Source organism: Ferrovibrio terrae (assembly GCF_007197755.1).
Classification (GTDB): domain Bacteria; phylum Pseudomonadota; class Alphaproteobacteria; order Ferrovibrionales; family Ferrovibrionaceae; genus Ferrovibrio; species Ferrovibrio terrae.
On the sequence record NZ_CP041636.1, the window covers coordinates 874,426 to 889,586 of the forward strand.

A 15,161-nucleotide genomic window follows, 5' to 3' on the forward strand; every position below is an offset into this window, starting at 1 on the left:
CCCTAGAGCGGAAACCGCAGCCTGGGGACTCTAAAGCCCCGCCCGCCGCTGGCAAGGGCCAGCCTGGCTCTGCTCTCCGGCCACGATTTAGAATTTTATTCTAGAATTTTATTCTAAAGCCCGATATAAGCGGGATATGAGCAAACCTGCCCGCGTCACTGCCAGCCAGATCGCGCCGAGAATCGCCTCGGCCGCCACCGAACGCAGCACGCGCCAGCGTGCGCTGGTGGCGGCGCTGGCGCTGTTCGACGCGCAGGGCGTGGAAGCCACCACCATCGACCAGGTGCGCGACGCCGCCGGCATCTCGGTCGGCAGCCTGTATCACCACTTCCGCAGCCGCGAGGGGCTGGTGATCGCGCTGTATGAAGACCTGCTGGAGCAATACCGCACGGCGATCACCGCCGAACTGGTGCGCCACAGCGCCATCCGCACCCTGCTGGATGCCTTCGTGACGACGCATATCGGCTGGGCCATGCAGAATCCGACCGCCGAGCGCTTTCTCTCGGAGCACCGCCATCACCGCACGCTGACCGGCGTGACAAGGCAGCTGCAGGGCGACACGGCGGATTTCATCCGACCGCTGCTGCGGCGGATCAAGCCGGCCATCGAGGCCGGCGTGCTGAAACCGCTGCCGCCCGAGCTGCTTCTGAGCCTGGTGCTCGGGCCGGTGCAGACCTGGCTGCGCATGCATCGCGCGGGCAGCAGCAAACTCGATGCCGCGCAGGCCGCGCGCAAGCTGTCGGACCTGATCTGGGATGCCGTGGCCGTCCCGCCGGTAAAAAGGAAACTGAAATGACCATCGCCGCCCTCGCCGTTCCCGCAGCACCTGCCGCCGCGAAAGCCACGGTGCTGAAACAATGGGACGGCTTCTGCCGCCTGCCGTTCGGCCGCCGGCTGTTCAACCTGCTGATCGGCGTGACCGTGCCCTATGCCGGCAGCATCGCGCCCCAGGTGGTGGAACTGGCACCCGGTCGGGCCCGCGCGCGCATGGCCGATCGGCGTCGCGTGCGCAATCACCTGCGCTCGCTGCATGCCGTGGCGCTGACCAATCTCGCCGAACTGACCGGCAATCTCGCGCTGATGAGCCGCCAGCCGCCGCAGGGCGCGCGCTGGATCATCACCGGCTTCGACAGCGAATTCATCAAGAAGGCGCGCGGCACCATCAACGCGGAGTGCAGCCTGCCCGAGCTCGACTGGTCATCAGCGCAGACTCTGGATGGCCGCGTGGAACTGCGTGATGCCGGCGGCGATCTGGTGATGATCGCGCGTCCGCACTGGCGCATCGGCCCCGATCAGCAGAAACAAGCTTAGCCTTGCGCTGTCTTTAGACGGAACATCCGTCCCGCCTTCGGGTTTTTTCTGCTCTCCCCGCAGCAAATCTGGAGGAAACACGATGACACGCATTCGTTCATACGCCCTGCTTGGTGCCACAGCCCTGTTCTCCGCAAGCGTGGCCGTACCGGCCGCCCTGGCCGGCGGCATGAAGGCTGAAAACCGCGCCGGCACGCAACAGCAAGCCGCCGTGCAGCAGCAGGCGCTGACAGCGCAGAATTTCGTGCTCTACGCCACCAATGCCGATCTGTTCCAGGCCGAGGCCAGCAAGATCGCCGTACAGCGCGCGCAGAGCAGCGAAGTGAAGGCCTATGCGCAGCAGATGGCGTCGCAGCACGCCAATGCGACCAGCAAGCTGAATATGGTGGCGCGCCAGGCTGGCGTGACACCGGTGACGCCGGTGCTGACGGTGCATATGCAGCAGAAGCTGGCGGAACTGCAGCACACGTCAACCACGGCGTTCGACGAACGCTACATCACGCTGCTGCAGGAAGCGCAGGAGCGCGAGCTGCGCCTGCACAACGCCTATGCCCGCGGTGGCGACAATGCCACGCTGCGTGCGGCCTCGACCGACACCGCCCAGTTGGTGTCGCAGCATCTGGCCGAGGCACGACGCATCTCGACGTCGATTCTTGCCGACCGCCCGGCTGGCTCGTAAATTTAGACCGGCCTGACGAAGAAGCCGCCTGCGTCCTGCGCAGGCGGCTTTTTTCATGCCGCGATTTTCAGGCGCGGGCAGCGGCGTGGATCGCCTTGAGCCTTGTGAGCAGCGCACGCGCGCCCGAGAGCGGCAGGCAACTCGGCCCGTCGCATTTCGCCTTGTCGGGCTCGGGATGGAATTCGAGAAACACGCCATCGGCACCGGCTGCAATGGCGGCAGCCGCGATCACCGACACGCCTTCACGACGACCGCCGGCGGCAACGCCACCGCCCTCTACGGCTTTGGCACCGGGCAACTGCACGGCATGGGTGGCGTCGATCGTCACCGGCACGCCGAATTTCTGCATCTCCTGGATCGCCAGCATGTCCACGATCAGGTTGTTGTAGCCAAAGGCCGAGCCGCGTTCGCACAGGATGGTCATGTTGGGCGCGGCCGCCTGCTCGATCTTGTGCAGGATACTTTTGCAGTCGCTGGGGGCGAGGAACTGTGCCTTCTTCACATGCAGCAGACCCTTGTTCTTCTGCGTGGCCCGCGCGGTGGCCACGATCAGGTCGGTCTGGCGCACCAGGAAGGCCGGAATCTGCACCAGATCAGCGACTTCAGCCACTGGCTCGGCCTGGAAGGGCTCATGCAGGTCGGTGGCGATCGGCACCTTCAGCTTGTCTTTCACCGTGGCGAGGATCTTCAGGCCCTCCGCCATGCCGGGGCCACGGAAGCTGTTGATCGAGGACCGGTTGGCCTTGTCGAAGCTGGCCTTGAACACGAAGGGCAGTTTCAGGTCGTCGGCGATCTGTTTCAGTTCGGTGGCGGTCTGCAGCGCGAGATCGAGATCCTCGATCACGTTCAGGCCCAGGATGCAGAACAGCGCCTTGCCATCGCCAATCGTCAGATTCCAGTTTTGCAGGGTCAGCGCAGCCATCATTGCCTCATCACATCCGTTGCCCGCAATTGTGTCGCAAAATGGCGGATTTGACGAGAGTCGGCGGACCTTTTAATGCGTCGCCAAACCGCGCAGGAGCGCCTCACTGGCCTCGTTTGCCGGCAGGAAGCTTTCGATCCGCAAATCCTGCAGGGTGACATCCTGTGGCGTGCCGAAGGTGGCGATCATGGTGACAAGATCGAGCACCAGGCCATCCTTCTCCACCGAGAAAGACAGCAAAGGCTTTGGCTCGGCCTCCCAGTCGACAGAGCGCCACAGCGCATCGACATCGGGGTAGCGGCGCACTTCGCCGAGCACGGCCGCCGCCGCCGAACTGTCCATCGCCTCGCGCTGCAGCCGGTGCAGCAGGTTGCCGGCCACCTCGCGCCAGTTGCGGATATAGGGCCGCGCGCCTTGCGGATGCAGCGGCAGCTTCATGAAGTTGACCGGTTTCGATGCGTCGTGGCTGGGGCCAAGAAGGAAAGCGATCATGCGCTGCGCCGCCTGGTTGGCCAACTGCACGGTCCAGCCGGCGTCGACCACGACAGAGGGAAATGGTTCATGCTGTTTCAGCAGCAGGTCGAGCGCATGGCGCGCCTCGGCCAGTTGCGGCGCATCCAGCTTGCTTTCGCGATAGGCCGCCGCGAAGCCCGCGGCATGCAGCAGGCGGTTGCGTTCGCGCAGTGGCATATCCAGCAGTTCCGCCAGATGCAGCACCATCTGGCGGCTTGGCCGCGCACGGCCGGATTCCAGGAAGCTGACATGGCGTTGTGACACGCCACCGTTTTCGGCGAGATCGAGCTGGCTCAGGCCCCGGCGGCGGCGCCATTGCCGCATCAGCGTGCCGAAACCGGCGGCCGCTGTAGCCGGAAATCCTTTCGGGGAGAGGACCGCTTCGCTCATCTGCGTCTCCGTTTCTCTGGTGTCACTTTGGAGAGAGGCGGGGCGGCCTGTCCAGCCGCCCCCATCAGATCAGACCGCGAGAGCTGTGCCGGGGCCGCTGCGCAGCAGCCGCAGCTTCCACAACCCGATCAGCGCGGTGTCGAGCGCGACGACAGCGAGCGCCACCATGCCCCAGGCGCTGAAGCTGGCGGGGAAGGCCGCGACCAGGACGAAAGTCCCGATCACCCAGCCGGCATCGGCGATCGCCGTGATCGCCAGCACCGGGCGGTCGAGTGCCGGCCTGACAGACGCCAGCAGCAGCAGGCCGGCATAGGCAACGAGCAGAATGCCGAGTTCCCACAGCAGCGTGGGCGTGGCAAAGCCCAGCACGGTCTCCTGGCCGGGCAGCAGGAAGCCGGCCAGCCAGGTCGGGGCGATCAGGCCGGGTAGGCCGCAAGCAGCACAGAGCGCAGCATCAATACGCAGGATGGTGGCGGAACGGGCGTTGGAGATCATGATCAGGCTCCTGTTCAGGGTGTAACTGGAGCGAATATTCAGCCAGATCAGTGGGTTAACAATTACCAAGCAGGTAATAAAGCCGCGCCGAAGCTACTGGGATGAATTTTATTTTACATTATAAAAATGCTAATAATAATATTTTATCATTTATTTCAGTGTTAATTTATTGACTCTCAATCTGATGCGTTAAATAACTTCATCTACACAAGCTGCTGGCAAAGAGAGAGGCGGCCCCGCCATGCACAGCTTTCCGGGATTTTTGAACCTGCAGGACCGTCTGGTCCTGGTTGCCGGCGGTGGCGAAAACGCCGCCCGCAAGATTCGACTGTTAGCTAAGGCCGGTGCCCGCATCCGCGTGGTGGCAAACGAGCTGAACGCTGAAATCTTTTCACTTGTCGCGGAAGGCGTCGCCGAACATCGCGCCGAATTTTCCGCCGACGTACTGGATGGTGCGCGCCTCGTTATTTCCGCCTATGGCGATGCGCGTGATGAAGCCGTGGCCGAAGCTGCGCAGCAGCGCGGCCTGCTGGTGAATGTGGTGGATCGCGCCGATCTCTCTGACTTCACCGTGCCGGCTATCGTGGAACGCGGCGACATCACCATCGGCATTTCTTCCAACGGCACCGCGCCGCTGCTGCTCGGCCGCATCCGGGCGCAGATCGAAGCGCTGCTGCCGGCGCGTCTGGGCGATGTGGCGGCGCTGGCCGGTGAATTCCGTGGCACGGTCGCGCGCGTGATTGGCGATGCAGCAAACCGCAAACGCTTCTGGCAGCGCGTCTTTGATGGCCCGGTGGCGGCCAAGGCGCTGGCCGGCGATCGCGCCGGCGCACGCGCAACCCTGATGAGCGAACTCAACAGCCAGCAGGACGAGGTACCGGGCCATGTCGCGCTGGTCGGCGCCGGTCCAGGCGATCCCGACCTGCTGACCATTGCCGCACAGCGCGCGCTGATGGATGCCGATATCGTGCTCTACGATGCACTGGTGTCACCCGAGATCCTGGACCGCGTGCGCCGCGATGCCGAGCGGGTGTCGGTCGGCAAGCGCAAGGGCCGGCACAGCATCGGCCAGGATGAAATCAACATTCTCCTTGCAGAGCACGCGACAGCAGGAAAACGCGTCGTGCGGCTCAAGGCCGGCGATCCCTTCATCTTCGGTCGCGGCGGTGAGGAGATGGATTATCTCAACGCGCGCGGTATCGCCGTTTCTGTCATCCCCGGTATCACGGCGGCGCTGGGCTGCGCGGCCAGCGCCGGTATTCCGCTGACCCATCGCGAGCTGAGCCATGGCATCAGCCTGGTCAGCGGCCAGTTGAAAGACGGCAGCGAAGACTCATTCGACTGGATCGAGCGTGCGGCGAAAGCCGAAGAAACCGTCGTCGTCTATATGGGGCTCTCCCAAGCCGCTCATATCCGCGACCGCCTGATCGCCGCCGGCGCGTCTGCCGCGCTGCCGGTCGCACTGATCGAGAAGGGCACACGGCCCGATCAGCAGGTCAGCGCCGGTGCACTCAGCACCCTGCCCGCGCTCGCAACACAGCACGGTGGCGGGCCAGTCTTGCTCATCATCGGCAAGGTCGCCGCCTATGCCCGGCCGTCCGTTGCCGTCGCCCAGCAGCGACGTATTGCCTGAGGATTCTTCAGAATGGCCAAAGCCCCCAAACTCAACAGCCAGCCGCAGGTGGTGACCGCAAATCACCTGCTGAGCGGCGATGTGGTCTACCTGACAAAGGCAGCCACCTGGTCGCGCCGCATTCATGACGCCGCCGTGGTTGCCAATGTCGACGCCGGTGCCGCCCTGCTGGCCGAAGCCGAGGCGCAGGCGAAGCAGAATATCGTCGTCGCGCCGTATCTGATTCCGGTGGATGCCAGCGTGACGCCGCCCAAGCCAATCCAGTATCGCGAGATTCTTCGCGCCGAAGGACCCAGCACAGAAACCAGGCCAGCAGCCTGAGCAGGAATGCCCCATGTACCAGTATGACGAAATTGACCAGACCATGGTGGACGAGCGCGTCGCGCAGTTCCGCGACCAGGTCGCCCGCCGCCTGACCGGCGAGATCAGCGAAGACGAATTCAAGCCGCTGCGCCTGCAGAACGGCCTGTATCTGCAGCTGCATGCCTACATGCTGCGCATCGCCATCCCCTATGGCACGCTGTCGTCGCGCCAGTTGCGCGGCCTGGCGCAGATCGGCTGCACATACGACCGCGCCTGGGGCCATTTCACCACGCGGCAGAACCTGCAATACAACTGGATCAAGCTGGAAGACACGGCTGATGCCTTGGCTGACCTGGCTAAAATCCAGATGCATGCGATCCAGACCAGCGGCAACTGCATCCGCAATACCACCACCGACCAGTTCGCCGGCGCCGCCCATGACGAGATCGAGGATCCGCGCGTCTGGTGCGAGATCATCCGCCAATGGTCGACCTTCCATCCGGAATTCAGCTTCCTGCCGCGCAAGTTCAAGATCGCCGTCACCGGCTCGCCGAATGACCGCGCCGCCGTGCGCGTGCACGATATCGGCCTGCGCATGCACAAAAACGACGCCGGCGAGATCGGCTTCGAGGTGATCGTGGGCGGTGGACTGGGCCGTACGCCCTTCATCGGCAAGACCATCCGCGACTTCCTGCCCAAGCAGGACCTGCTGAGCTATCTAGAAGCCATCCTGCGCGTCTACAACCAGTTCGGCCGGCGCGACAACCTCTACAAGGCGCGCATCAAGATTCTGGTGCATGAGATCGGCATCGAAACGATGCGCGAGAAGGTTGAAGCCGAATTCGCCGCCAGCAAGGACGGCGCCCTGAAGCTGCCGCAGGAAGCCATCGCACAGATCGCGGCGCAGTTCGCCCCGCCGGCCTTCGAAAATCTGTCAGGCATTTCGGCCGACTATGCCAATGCCTTCCGCACCGACTTCGAGTTCGGCCTGTGGGCACGCCGCAACACCTTCAAGCACAAGCAACCTGGCTACAGCATCGTCACCATTTCGCTGAAGAAGGAAGGCGCGCCTCCGGGCGACGCCTCGGCCGAGCAGATGAATGCCGTGGCCGATATCGCCGACCGCTATTCCTTTGGCGAAATCCGCGTGACGCATGAGCAGAACCTGGTTCTGGCGCATGTGAAGCAGGCTGACCTGCCGGCGGTGTTCAAGGCGCTGAAGGCCTATGACCTTGCCACGCCGAATATCGGCCTGGCCTCCGACATCATCGCCTGCCCGGGCCTGGATTACTGCGCGCTGGCCAATGCCCGCTCGATCCCGATCGCGCAGCAGATCGCACTGCGCTTCAGGAACTGGGAGCGCGCGCACGATATCGGCGAACTGAAGATCAAGATTTCCGGCTGCATCAATGCCTGCGGGCATCACCATGTCGGCCATATCGGCATTCTCGGCGTCGACAAGGCCGGCGAGGAATTCTATCAGATCACGCTGGGCGGCGCGGCCGACGAGCAGGCCGCCATCGGCGACCTGATTGGCCCGTCGCTGAACACCCAGGATGCGGTGGACGCCATCGACACGCTGGTTGAAACCTATCTGCGCCTGCGTAAATCCAGTGACGAGCGTTTCCTAGATACCTATCGTCGCGTGGGCCTCGCCCCGTTCAAGGAGGCCGTCTATGTCTCTGCTTAAGATTGGGCCGTTGCTTAAAGATGGCCGCCTTGTCGGCGAAGACGCCTTCCAGCCAGTGGCGGATGACGCCGCCCTGCCCGCCAGCGGCGCGGTGCTGGTGACCTATGCGCGCTGGCAGGCCGAGAAGGATCAGCTGTCGGGCCGCAATGCGCCGCTCGGCATCGTGCTGCCGAACACTCTCGATGTGCTGGACTTCGGTGCCGAGGCCGAGCGTTTCGACCTGATCGTATTGAACTTCCCGAAATTCAGCGACGGCCGCGCCTACAGCCAGGCCCGCCTGCTGCGTGAACGTTTCGGCTATCGGGGCGAACTGCGCGCCACCGGCCATGTGCTGCAGGACCAGCTGTGGCATATGCAGCGCAGCGGTTTCGATGCCTTCGAGATCCCGCGTGAAGATGCCGCCGAGGCTTTCGCCAAGGCGGTCAAAAGCTTCAGCAATGTGTATCAGCCGACCGGCGATGGCCGCGTCAGCGCGCTGAAGCAGCGCCTGGCAGCCTATAATACTAAGAATGGCCGCAAGGAGGCCGCCGAATGAGCGCACTCGCTTTTGCCGGCGTCGACCTCGACGACTATGCCGCCTCGCTGAATGCGCAGATGCAGGGCCGCTCGGCCGAAGACGTGCTGAACATCGCGATTCGTGACCTCTTCCCCGGCCAGATCGCACTGGTGTCTTCCTTTGGTGCCGAATCCGCTGTGCTGCTGCATCTGGCGGCGCAGACCGACAAGGCGACGCCGGTGCTGTTCCTCGATACCGGCAAGCTGTTCGAGCAGACGCTGACATACCGCGACGCACTGATCGAGCGGCTGGGCCTGAGCGATGTGCGCGTGCTGACGCCCGACCAGACGCAGACGGCCCAGCAGGATGAGGCCGGCACGCTGTGGTTCAGGGATGCCGAGGCCTGCTGCAACATCCGCAAGGTTCAGCCGCTGCAGCGCGCGCTCAAGCCGTTTGCCGCCTGGATCAATGGCCGCAAGCGCTACCAGGCCGGTACCCGCCGCGACATCGCGCTGGTGGAAGCCGAGGGCGCAAGGCTGAAATTCAATCCGCTGGCCGGCTGGTCGGCCGCCGAGATCGAAGCCTATTTCGCGCGCCACGACCTGCCCCGCCATCCACTGGTGGCGGAAGGCTATCTCTCGATCGGTTGCGCCACCTGCACGCATCCGGTGGCCGCCGGCCAGGATGCCCGTTCGGGCCGCTGGCAGGGCCGCGAAAAGACCGAATGCGGCATCCATCTGCCAATTCCGGTGGGGAATCCCTGAACTTTATTAATACTTTCAATCTAAAAGTACCGGCGTAGAGTGTATTTAGCCATGCATGACGATCTCGATTCCCTGGAAGCCCAGAGCATTTACATCCTTCGCGAGGCCTACAGCCGCATCAAGCCGATGGCGATGCTGTGGTCGCTCGGCAAGGATTCGAATGTGATGATCTGGCTGGCCAAGAAGGCCTTCCTCGGCAAGGTGCCGTTCCCGGTGGCGCATCTGGATACCGGGCTGGAATTCCCGGAAACCTATGCCTTCCGCGACCGCTATGCGACCGAGTGGGCACTCGAGCTGATCAAGGATGCCTGCCCGCCGCTGGAGGCGACCGATCCGACGCTGCCGCACAATTCCCGCGTCGCGGCGCGCAAGACGCTCGGCCTGAAAGCAGCCATCGCCAAATACCAGTGGAAAGGCGTGATCGCCGGCATCCGCCGCGACGAACAGGCGACGCGGGCCAAGGAACGCGTGTTCAGCCCGCGCGACGACGCCGGCGCCTGGGACTTCCGCGACCAGCCGCCTGAACTCTGGGATCATTTCGCCGCCGACCTGCCCGATGGCGTGCATATGCGTGTCCATCCGCTGCTGCACTGGACCGAACTGGATATCTGGCGCTACATCAAGCGCGAAGCCATCCCGGTGGTGCCGCTGTATTTCGCCAATGCAGAGAACAAGCGCTTTCGCTCGCTGGGCGAGATCGGCATTACCTTTCCGATCAGCAGCCCGGCGCGCAACATCGACGAGATCATCGCCGAACTGGCCGTGACGCGCGAACCCGAACGCGCCGGCCGCGCCATGGACCATGACAGCGAGGATGCTTTCGAGCGCCTGCGCGTCGCCGGCTATATGTGAGTTCGCAGATGTCCGCTGTTCCGCTTCCCATCCAGTCCGCCGACCAGCAACGCGCCAGCCTGCAGCAGGGTCGTGCCTTTCCCATCGTCATTGTCGGCCATGTCGATCACGGCAAATCCACTCTGGTCGGCCGCCTGCTGCATGACACCGACAGCCTGCCAACCGGAAAGCTGGAGCAGCTGAAAGCTGTCTCCGAGAAGCGCGGCCTGGAATTCGAGTGGTCATTCCTGCTCGATGCGCTGCAGGTCGAACGCGACCAAGGCATCACGGTCGACACCACGCAGATCTGGTTCACCACGCAGCAGCGCCGCTATGTGATCATCGACGCGCCGGGGCATAAGGAATTTCTGAAAAACATGGTGACCGGTGCGGCACAGGCCGATGCCGCGATCCTCGTGGTGGATGCGGCGCAGGGCCTGGCCGAACAGACCCGCCGCCATGCCTATCTGCTGCATCTGCTCGGCATCCGCCAGGTCGCTGTCGCCGTAAATAAGATCGACCTGATCGGCAACGATGCCGCCAGGTTCAGGGCCGTGGCCGAGTCCGTGCGCAACTATCTGGTCGGCATCGGCATCGAACCCCAGGCCATCGTGCCGCTGTCGGCGCGCGAGGGCGACAATATCGCCAGCCGCAGCGTGAATACGTCATGGTACCAGGGTCCGACGCTGATTGGCGCGCTGGATGCCTTCACCCCGCGCGCGCTGCCGGTCGAACAGCCGCTGCGCCTGCCGGTGCAGGACCTGTATCGCTATGGCGACAAGCGCATTGTCGTGGGCCGCATCGAAAGCGGCCGGCTGAAAGCCGGCGACCGTATCCGCTTCGCGCCGCTGGGCCGCGAGGCGACGGTGGCGACGCTGGAAAACTGGAGCGGTCCGGATCGTCCGCTGCCGGCACTGACCGAAGCCAGGGCCGGCGACAGTGTGGCCTTTACCCTGGATGAGGATGTCTTCGTCGAACGCGGCGCGCTGGGCTCCTCGCCCGAGCACCGTCCGATCGATGCCAACCGCTTCACCGTGCGGTTGTTCTGGCTCGACAAGCAGCCATTGCGCAAGGGCGACCGCCTGACCATGAAGGTCGGCACCGCCGAACGCGAGGCGCAGGTGGAATCGATCGTCGAATCACTCGATGTCGAGACGCTGGATGCAGCCACCGCGCAGCAGATCGAACGCAACGGCGTGGCCCGCGTGGTGCTGCGCGTGCGCCCGCCGATGGCGATTGACCTGTACGAGACCCTGCCGCGCACCGGCCGTGGCGTGCTGATCCGCGGCCCGCAGATTGTGGCTGGCCTGGTGATCGAATCCGCCGCCACCCGCGTCAGCACCGATATCACCGCAGTCGACTCATCTGTGACGGTGCAGGAACGCATCGAGATGAACGGCCATCGTGGCGGCGTGATCTGGATGACCGGCCTGTCCGGCGCCGGCAAGTCGACGATTGCGATGGCGACGCAGCGCCTGCTGTTCTCGCGTGGCCGCCATGTCGCCGTGCTGGACGGCGACAACCTGCGCCATGGCCTGAACCGCGACCTGGGGTTCACCGATACCGACCGGCTGGAAAACCTGCGCCGGCTGGCCGAAGTGGCCAAACTGATGGCGGTGAACGGCTCGCTGGTGCTGGTGTCGGCGATTTCGCCGCTGCAGAAGTATCGCGACATGGCGCGCGAGATTGTCGGCGAGGATTTCCGCGAAATCTATGTCAGCGCCGATATTGCCCTGTGCGAAGCGCGCGACCCGAAGGGACTGTACCGCAAGGCACGCACCGGCGAGATCAAGAATTTCACCGGCATCTCGGCGCCCTATGAAGCGCCGCAGAATGCCGATCTGGTGCTGGATACCGCCAAACCGCTGGAGTTCGCCGTCACCACGCTGACGGAATATATCGAGAGCATCTTCGGCGAACTGCCCTGGCACCCGGATATCTGAGCGCCGCCACAACGGCGTCACTCACATCCGGGCCCGTCTTTACATACGAGACGTGGCGCGCCACTCGTAGCGGCCGCTGCGGAAGCCGCCGAAATATTTTTTGATATCGGGATGATTCACCGGGCCGGCTTCTGCATCGGCCAGCAGGTTCTGCTCCGACACATAGGCCACATACGAACTCTGCGCATTCTCGGCCAGCAGGTGATAGAACGGCTGGTCCTTGCGCGGGCGCAAATCGGCCGGGATCGACTCCCACCATTCCTCGGTATTGTTGAATACCGGATCGACGTCGAAGATCACGCCGCGGAACGGAAACAGGCGGTGCTTGACCACATCGCCGATGCCGAATTTGGCGTCCCGGCTTTCTGGTTTTTTACTCCCGGACTTCTGACTCTCAGCCATCCTGCCTCAATACGTGGCGCGCCCGCCGCTCAGATCAAACACCGCGCCGGTGGTGAAGGAATTCTCCGGGCTGACCAGCCAGGCCACCATCGCCGCGATCTCGTCCACCGCCACGAAGCGCGCGCGGGGGATTTTGGACAGCATATAGTCGATATGGGTCTGCGTCATCTGGTCGAAGATGGCGGTTTTCGCCGCCGCCGGGGTGATGCAGTTGACCGCGATGTCCATTCCGGCCAGTTCCTTGCCCAGCGACTTGGTCAGCGCGATCACGCCGGCCTTGGCGGCGCTGTAGGCGCTGGCATTCGGGTTGCCTTCCTTGCCGGCGATGGAAGCCACGTTAACGATACGACCGAAACTCTTCGCCTTCATCAGCGGCACCACGGCGCGGCAGCAGTGGAAAACGCCGGTCAGATCGATATCGATCACCTGCCGCCAGTCTTCCAGCGGATAGGCATCGAGCGGTGCATTCGGGCCGGCGATGCCGGCATTGTTGACCAGGATGTCAATTCCGCCGAGTTTTGCAGCGGTTTCCTTGGCGGCGGCCTCGATGCTCGTCCAGGAAGTGACATCGGCATTCACCGCGATCACCTTGCCGAGTGAGCCAAGTTCGCCCGCCACCTTGCCGGCCAGCGCGGTATCGCGATCCCAGATCGCCACGGCTGCACCCGAGCGCAGAAAACGTTCGGTGACGGCACGGCCGATGCCCTGCGCACCGCCGGTTACGACTGCGTTCCTGCCCTTGAGGTCGATCTGGTTCATGACGTTTCCGCTCCTGTTTTTTGACAGGCTAGCAGAAGCGGCGGGTATTTTAACAGGGACAGAAATTTCTCTCGCGCCTATTCTGGCCGTGGGAGAAAACGCCATGGACCGCGCCGGCGATCCGATCATTGCCGAGTCCGACTGGCCGGTGACCCTGCCGCCACCGCTGGCGGAGTTCCTGCGCTACTGGAACAGGCTGCACGCATCCGTCGGTGACGTGCCGCCGAAGCGCGCCATCGACGCACTGCAGATTCCACCCCATCTGCTGCCCGGCATCGGCCTGATCGACTGGCTGCCGCGCGACGGGCAGGCCGAGCCCGATGACGGCCGGCTGTATTACCGCCTGCTGGGCACCGCGCACCGGCGCGCCACCGACCACGATTATACAGGCCGCTTTTTCGACGACCTCTACACGCCAGAACAGGTCACCCGGCTGAAGGCCGAATACCTCGGCATCCTGCGCAGCGGCCAGCCGCATTACGCCCGGCGCGGCTCGCTGAAGCATGGCCGCGAATTCATCATGTTCCAGCGTATCCTCGCGCCCCTGCTTGATGATCGCGGAACCCCGCGCCATCTGATCGGTTACTGGTACTGGGAGATAGCCGACTGATGACGACGCCTGATGACATCCTCGATTTCTGGTTCGACCGCCAGCCCGATGTGACCTCCGACGCTGCGGTCGATGCGCCGCTGAAACATCGCAAGGCCTGGTTCGAGAAGAACGATGCCTTCGACGCGCAAATCCGCAGCCGCTTCTCTGCCGCGGTCGAAACCGCACTGGCCGGAGGCTATGCCGACTGGGCGGAAACCGCCGAGGGCGCGCTGGCGTTGCTGATCCTGCTCGACCAGTTTTCGCGCAACCTGTTCCGCGGCCAGGCCAAGGCCTTTGCCGGCGACGCGCGCGCGCGCATCGTGGCGCGGCAGGCGGTTGACCGCGGCTTCGACATCGCCTTGCAGCCGGTGATGCGGATGTTCTTCTACCTGCCGTTCGAGCATAGCGAGCACCTGCCCGACCAGGAGCTGGCGCATCTGCTGTTCTCGGCTTTGGACAAGGATCTGCCGGGTCACGACCTGGCCGGCTGGGCCGACAAGCATCGCGTGATCATCGCGCGCTTCGGCCGTTTCCCGCATCGCAACGCAGCACTCGGCCGCGACAGCTCACCGGAAGAAGTGGAGTTCCTTAAGCAGCCCGGCTCGTCGTTTTGACCGACTTCCGCAGGTTCAGCGGCATCGGCAGGATGGTGGGCGGTGGCGGCTGCTCCGGCACACGCAGCAGACGCATCTGCGGCGGCTCGACCAGGTCAAGCGCATTGATCAGCTTGTTGACCAGGCGCGGATTCTCCGAGAAGACGACATCACCGGCGATGCGCGCCTTCTGCAGGCTGGCGGTGCCAATGACGACGCGGGTCAGCACATCCAGATCGGCGGTGATCTGCAGGTCGACCTCGAAACCCATATCGGTGTAGCAGAGATCGATATCGCCATCGCGCTTGATGAGCCACCAGTTGCGCAGCTTGTGGTCGCGGCGCGGCACGTTGGTGAATTCGAAATGCACCACGCATTTGGCCGGCAGTTCGGACAGCCGTCCATGCAGCAGGAAGTCGCGCATCGAATACATCAGGTAGCTGACGTTGCGATCCTGCTCATCGAGATAGGGCAGGCGATACGTGCTGCCCCATTCGGCCAGCTGGTTGATCAGTGCCCGGAGCGCGTTGCCGGCTTCAGTCAGCCGGTAGACATGGCTGCGGCCCTGCGGCACACGCTCGATCAGATTGCTGATTTCCATTTCCTTGAGGCGGCGAGACAGCAGGCTGCGCGACATCAGCGGCACGCCCTGCTGGATATCGATGAAACGCTCGCGGCCCTTCATCAATTCGCTCAGAATCAGCGGCGTCCAACGGCTCGCGACAACTTCGGCGGCCTTTGCAACGGGGCAGAAGATCCCATAGCGCATATCCATGCACGCATGGATATGCGAGAAGGCCGCAGGTGCCAAGTGCAAATTTTGCACTATCCTGTGAATCGTCCCG

The 15,161-nt window shown here is 63.7% G+C and carries 18 protein-coding genes; 12 read left to right on the plus strand and 6 right to left on the minus strand.

Annotated features, from left to right (window positions below; genetic code table 11):
* The first annotated feature begins 136 nt into the window (after positions 1-136).
* The 3 genes from FNB15_RS04135 to FNB15_RS04145 all read left to right on the plus strand — a co-directional run bounded on the left by FNB15_RS04135 (position 137) and on the right by FNB15_RS04145 (position 1,990).
* Positions 137-796, plus strand: a complete 660-nt coding sequence (locus tag FNB15_RS04135; RefSeq protein WP_144067491.1) for a TetR/AcrR family transcriptional regulator — start codon at positions 137-139, stop codon at positions 794-796.
* Positions 793-1,311, plus strand: coding sequence for a DUF4442 domain-containing protein (locus tag FNB15_RS04140; protein WP_144067492.1), 519 nt, complete (start codon positions 793-795; stop codon positions 1,309-1,311). The genes FNB15_RS04135 and FNB15_RS04140 overlap by 4 nt, the downstream gene beginning before the upstream one ends.
* Positions 1,312-1,393: 82 nt before the next feature.
* Entirely contained in the window at positions 1,394-1,990 is a 597-nt protein-coding gene (locus tag FNB15_RS04145; RefSeq protein WP_144067493.1) for a DUF4142 domain-containing protein, read from the plus strand.
* Between the two features lie 67 nt (positions 1,991-2,057).
* Here FNB15_RS04145 and kdsA read toward each other — a convergent pair whose 3' ends face one another.
* The 3 genes from kdsA to FNB15_RS04160 form a co-directional block, all read right to left on the minus strand.
* The gene (kdsA, locus tag FNB15_RS04150) at positions 2,058-2,915 is read right to left on the minus strand and encodes a 3-deoxy-8-phosphooctulonate synthase (protein ID WP_221932741.1); all 858 of its coding nucleotides are present in this window, start codon (positions 2,913-2,915) and stop codon (positions 2,058-2,060) included.
* A gap of 69 nt (positions 2,916-2,984) precedes the next feature.
* Positions 2,985-3,815 carry a helix-turn-helix domain-containing protein gene (locus FNB15_RS04155; RefSeq protein ID WP_144067495.1) on the minus strand — a complete coding sequence of 277 codons (831 nt, stop codon included), beginning with the start codon at positions 3,813-3,815 and terminating at the stop codon, positions 2,985-2,987.
* A gap of 69 nt (positions 3,816-3,884) precedes the next feature.
* Positions 3,885-4,310 carry a hypothetical protein gene (locus FNB15_RS04160; protein WP_144067496.1) on the minus strand — a complete coding sequence of 142 codons (426 nt, stop codon included), beginning with the start codon at positions 4,308-4,310 and terminating at the stop codon, positions 3,885-3,887.
* Positions 4,311-4,551: 241 nt separating this feature from the next.
* Between FNB15_RS04160 and cysG the strand changes: the two genes are divergently transcribed.
* The 7 genes from cysG to cysC are packed head-to-tail and all read left to right on the plus strand — an operon-like array spanning position 4,552 to position 11,970.
* Positions 4,552-5,943, plus strand: coding sequence for a siroheme synthase CysG (gene cysG / locus FNB15_RS04165; RefSeq protein WP_144067497.1), 1,392 nt, complete (start codon positions 4,552-4,554; stop codon positions 5,941-5,943).
* 12 nt (positions 5,944-5,955) lie between these two features.
* Positions 5,956-6,264 (plus strand): DUF2849 domain-containing protein, encoded by a 309-nt coding sequence (locus FNB15_RS04170; protein WP_144067498.1) that lies wholly within the window; start codon positions 5,956-5,958, stop codon positions 6,262-6,264.
* A 13-nt stretch (positions 6,265-6,277) separates the two neighbouring features.
* A complete protein-coding gene (locus tag FNB15_RS04175; protein WP_144067499.1) occupies positions 6,278-7,936 on the plus strand; it encodes a nitrite/sulfite reductase in 1,659 nt (552 codons plus the stop codon).
* Complete coding sequence (locus FNB15_RS04180) at positions 7,923-8,471, plus strand: DUF934 domain-containing protein (RefSeq protein WP_144067500.1); 549 nt, start codon at positions 7,923-7,925, stop codon at positions 8,469-8,471. The genes FNB15_RS04175 and FNB15_RS04180 overlap by 14 nt, the downstream gene beginning before the upstream one ends.
* On the plus strand, positions 8,468-9,196 hold the full coding sequence (locus FNB15_RS04185; protein ID WP_144067501.1) for a phosphoadenylyl-sulfate reductase: 729 nt from the start codon (positions 8,468-8,470) through the stop codon (positions 9,194-9,196). The genes FNB15_RS04180 and FNB15_RS04185 overlap by 4 nt, the downstream gene beginning before the upstream one ends.
* A gap of 51 nt (positions 9,197-9,247) precedes the next feature.
* On the plus strand, positions 9,248-10,048 hold the full coding sequence (gene cysD / locus FNB15_RS04190; protein WP_144067502.1) for a sulfate adenylyltransferase subunit CysD: 801 nt from the start codon (positions 9,248-9,250) through the stop codon (positions 10,046-10,048).
* Between the two features lie 8 nt (positions 10,049-10,056).
* Complete coding sequence (gene cysC / locus FNB15_RS04195) at positions 10,057-11,970, plus strand: adenylyl-sulfate kinase (RefSeq protein ID WP_144067503.1); 1,914 nt, start codon at positions 10,057-10,059, stop codon at positions 11,968-11,970.
* Between the two features lie 39 nt (positions 11,971-12,009).
* On the opposite strand, the gene hspQ is transcribed toward cysC, so the two are convergent.
* The gene (gene hspQ, locus FNB15_RS04200; protein WP_144067504.1) at positions 12,010-12,372 is read right to left on the minus strand and encodes a heat shock protein HspQ; all 363 of its coding nucleotides are present in this window, start codon (positions 12,370-12,372) and stop codon (positions 12,010-12,012) included.
* 6 nt (positions 12,373-12,378) lie between these two features.
* Positions 12,379-13,131: an SDR family NAD(P)-dependent oxidoreductase gene (locus tag FNB15_RS04205; protein WP_144067505.1), complete on the minus strand. Its 753-nt coding sequence runs from the start codon at positions 13,129-13,131 to the stop codon at positions 12,379-12,381.
* Between the two features lie 103 nt (positions 13,132-13,234).
* On the opposite strand from FNB15_RS04205, the gene FNB15_RS04210 reads away from it, so the two are divergent.
* On the plus strand, positions 13,235-13,741 hold the full coding sequence (locus tag FNB15_RS04210) for a PAS domain-containing protein (protein ID WP_144067506.1): 507 nt from the start codon (positions 13,235-13,237) through the stop codon (positions 13,739-13,741).
* The gene (locus FNB15_RS04215; RefSeq protein ID WP_144067507.1) at positions 13,741-14,337 is read left to right on the plus strand and encodes a DUF924 family protein; all 597 of its coding nucleotides are present in this window, start codon (positions 13,741-13,743) and stop codon (positions 14,335-14,337) included. Before FNB15_RS04210 ends, FNB15_RS04215 begins: the two co-directional genes overlap by 1 nt.
* On the opposite strand, the gene FNB15_RS04220 is transcribed toward FNB15_RS04215, so the two are convergent.
* The gene (locus FNB15_RS04220) at positions 14,312-15,091 is read right to left on the minus strand and encodes a winged helix-turn-helix transcriptional regulator (RefSeq protein ID WP_185973705.1); all 780 of its coding nucleotides are present in this window, start codon (positions 15,089-15,091) and stop codon (positions 14,312-14,314) included. The two genes, FNB15_RS04215 and FNB15_RS04220, sit on opposite strands and share 26 nt — an antisense overlap.
* Between the last annotated feature and the right edge of the window lie 70 nt (positions 15,092-15,161).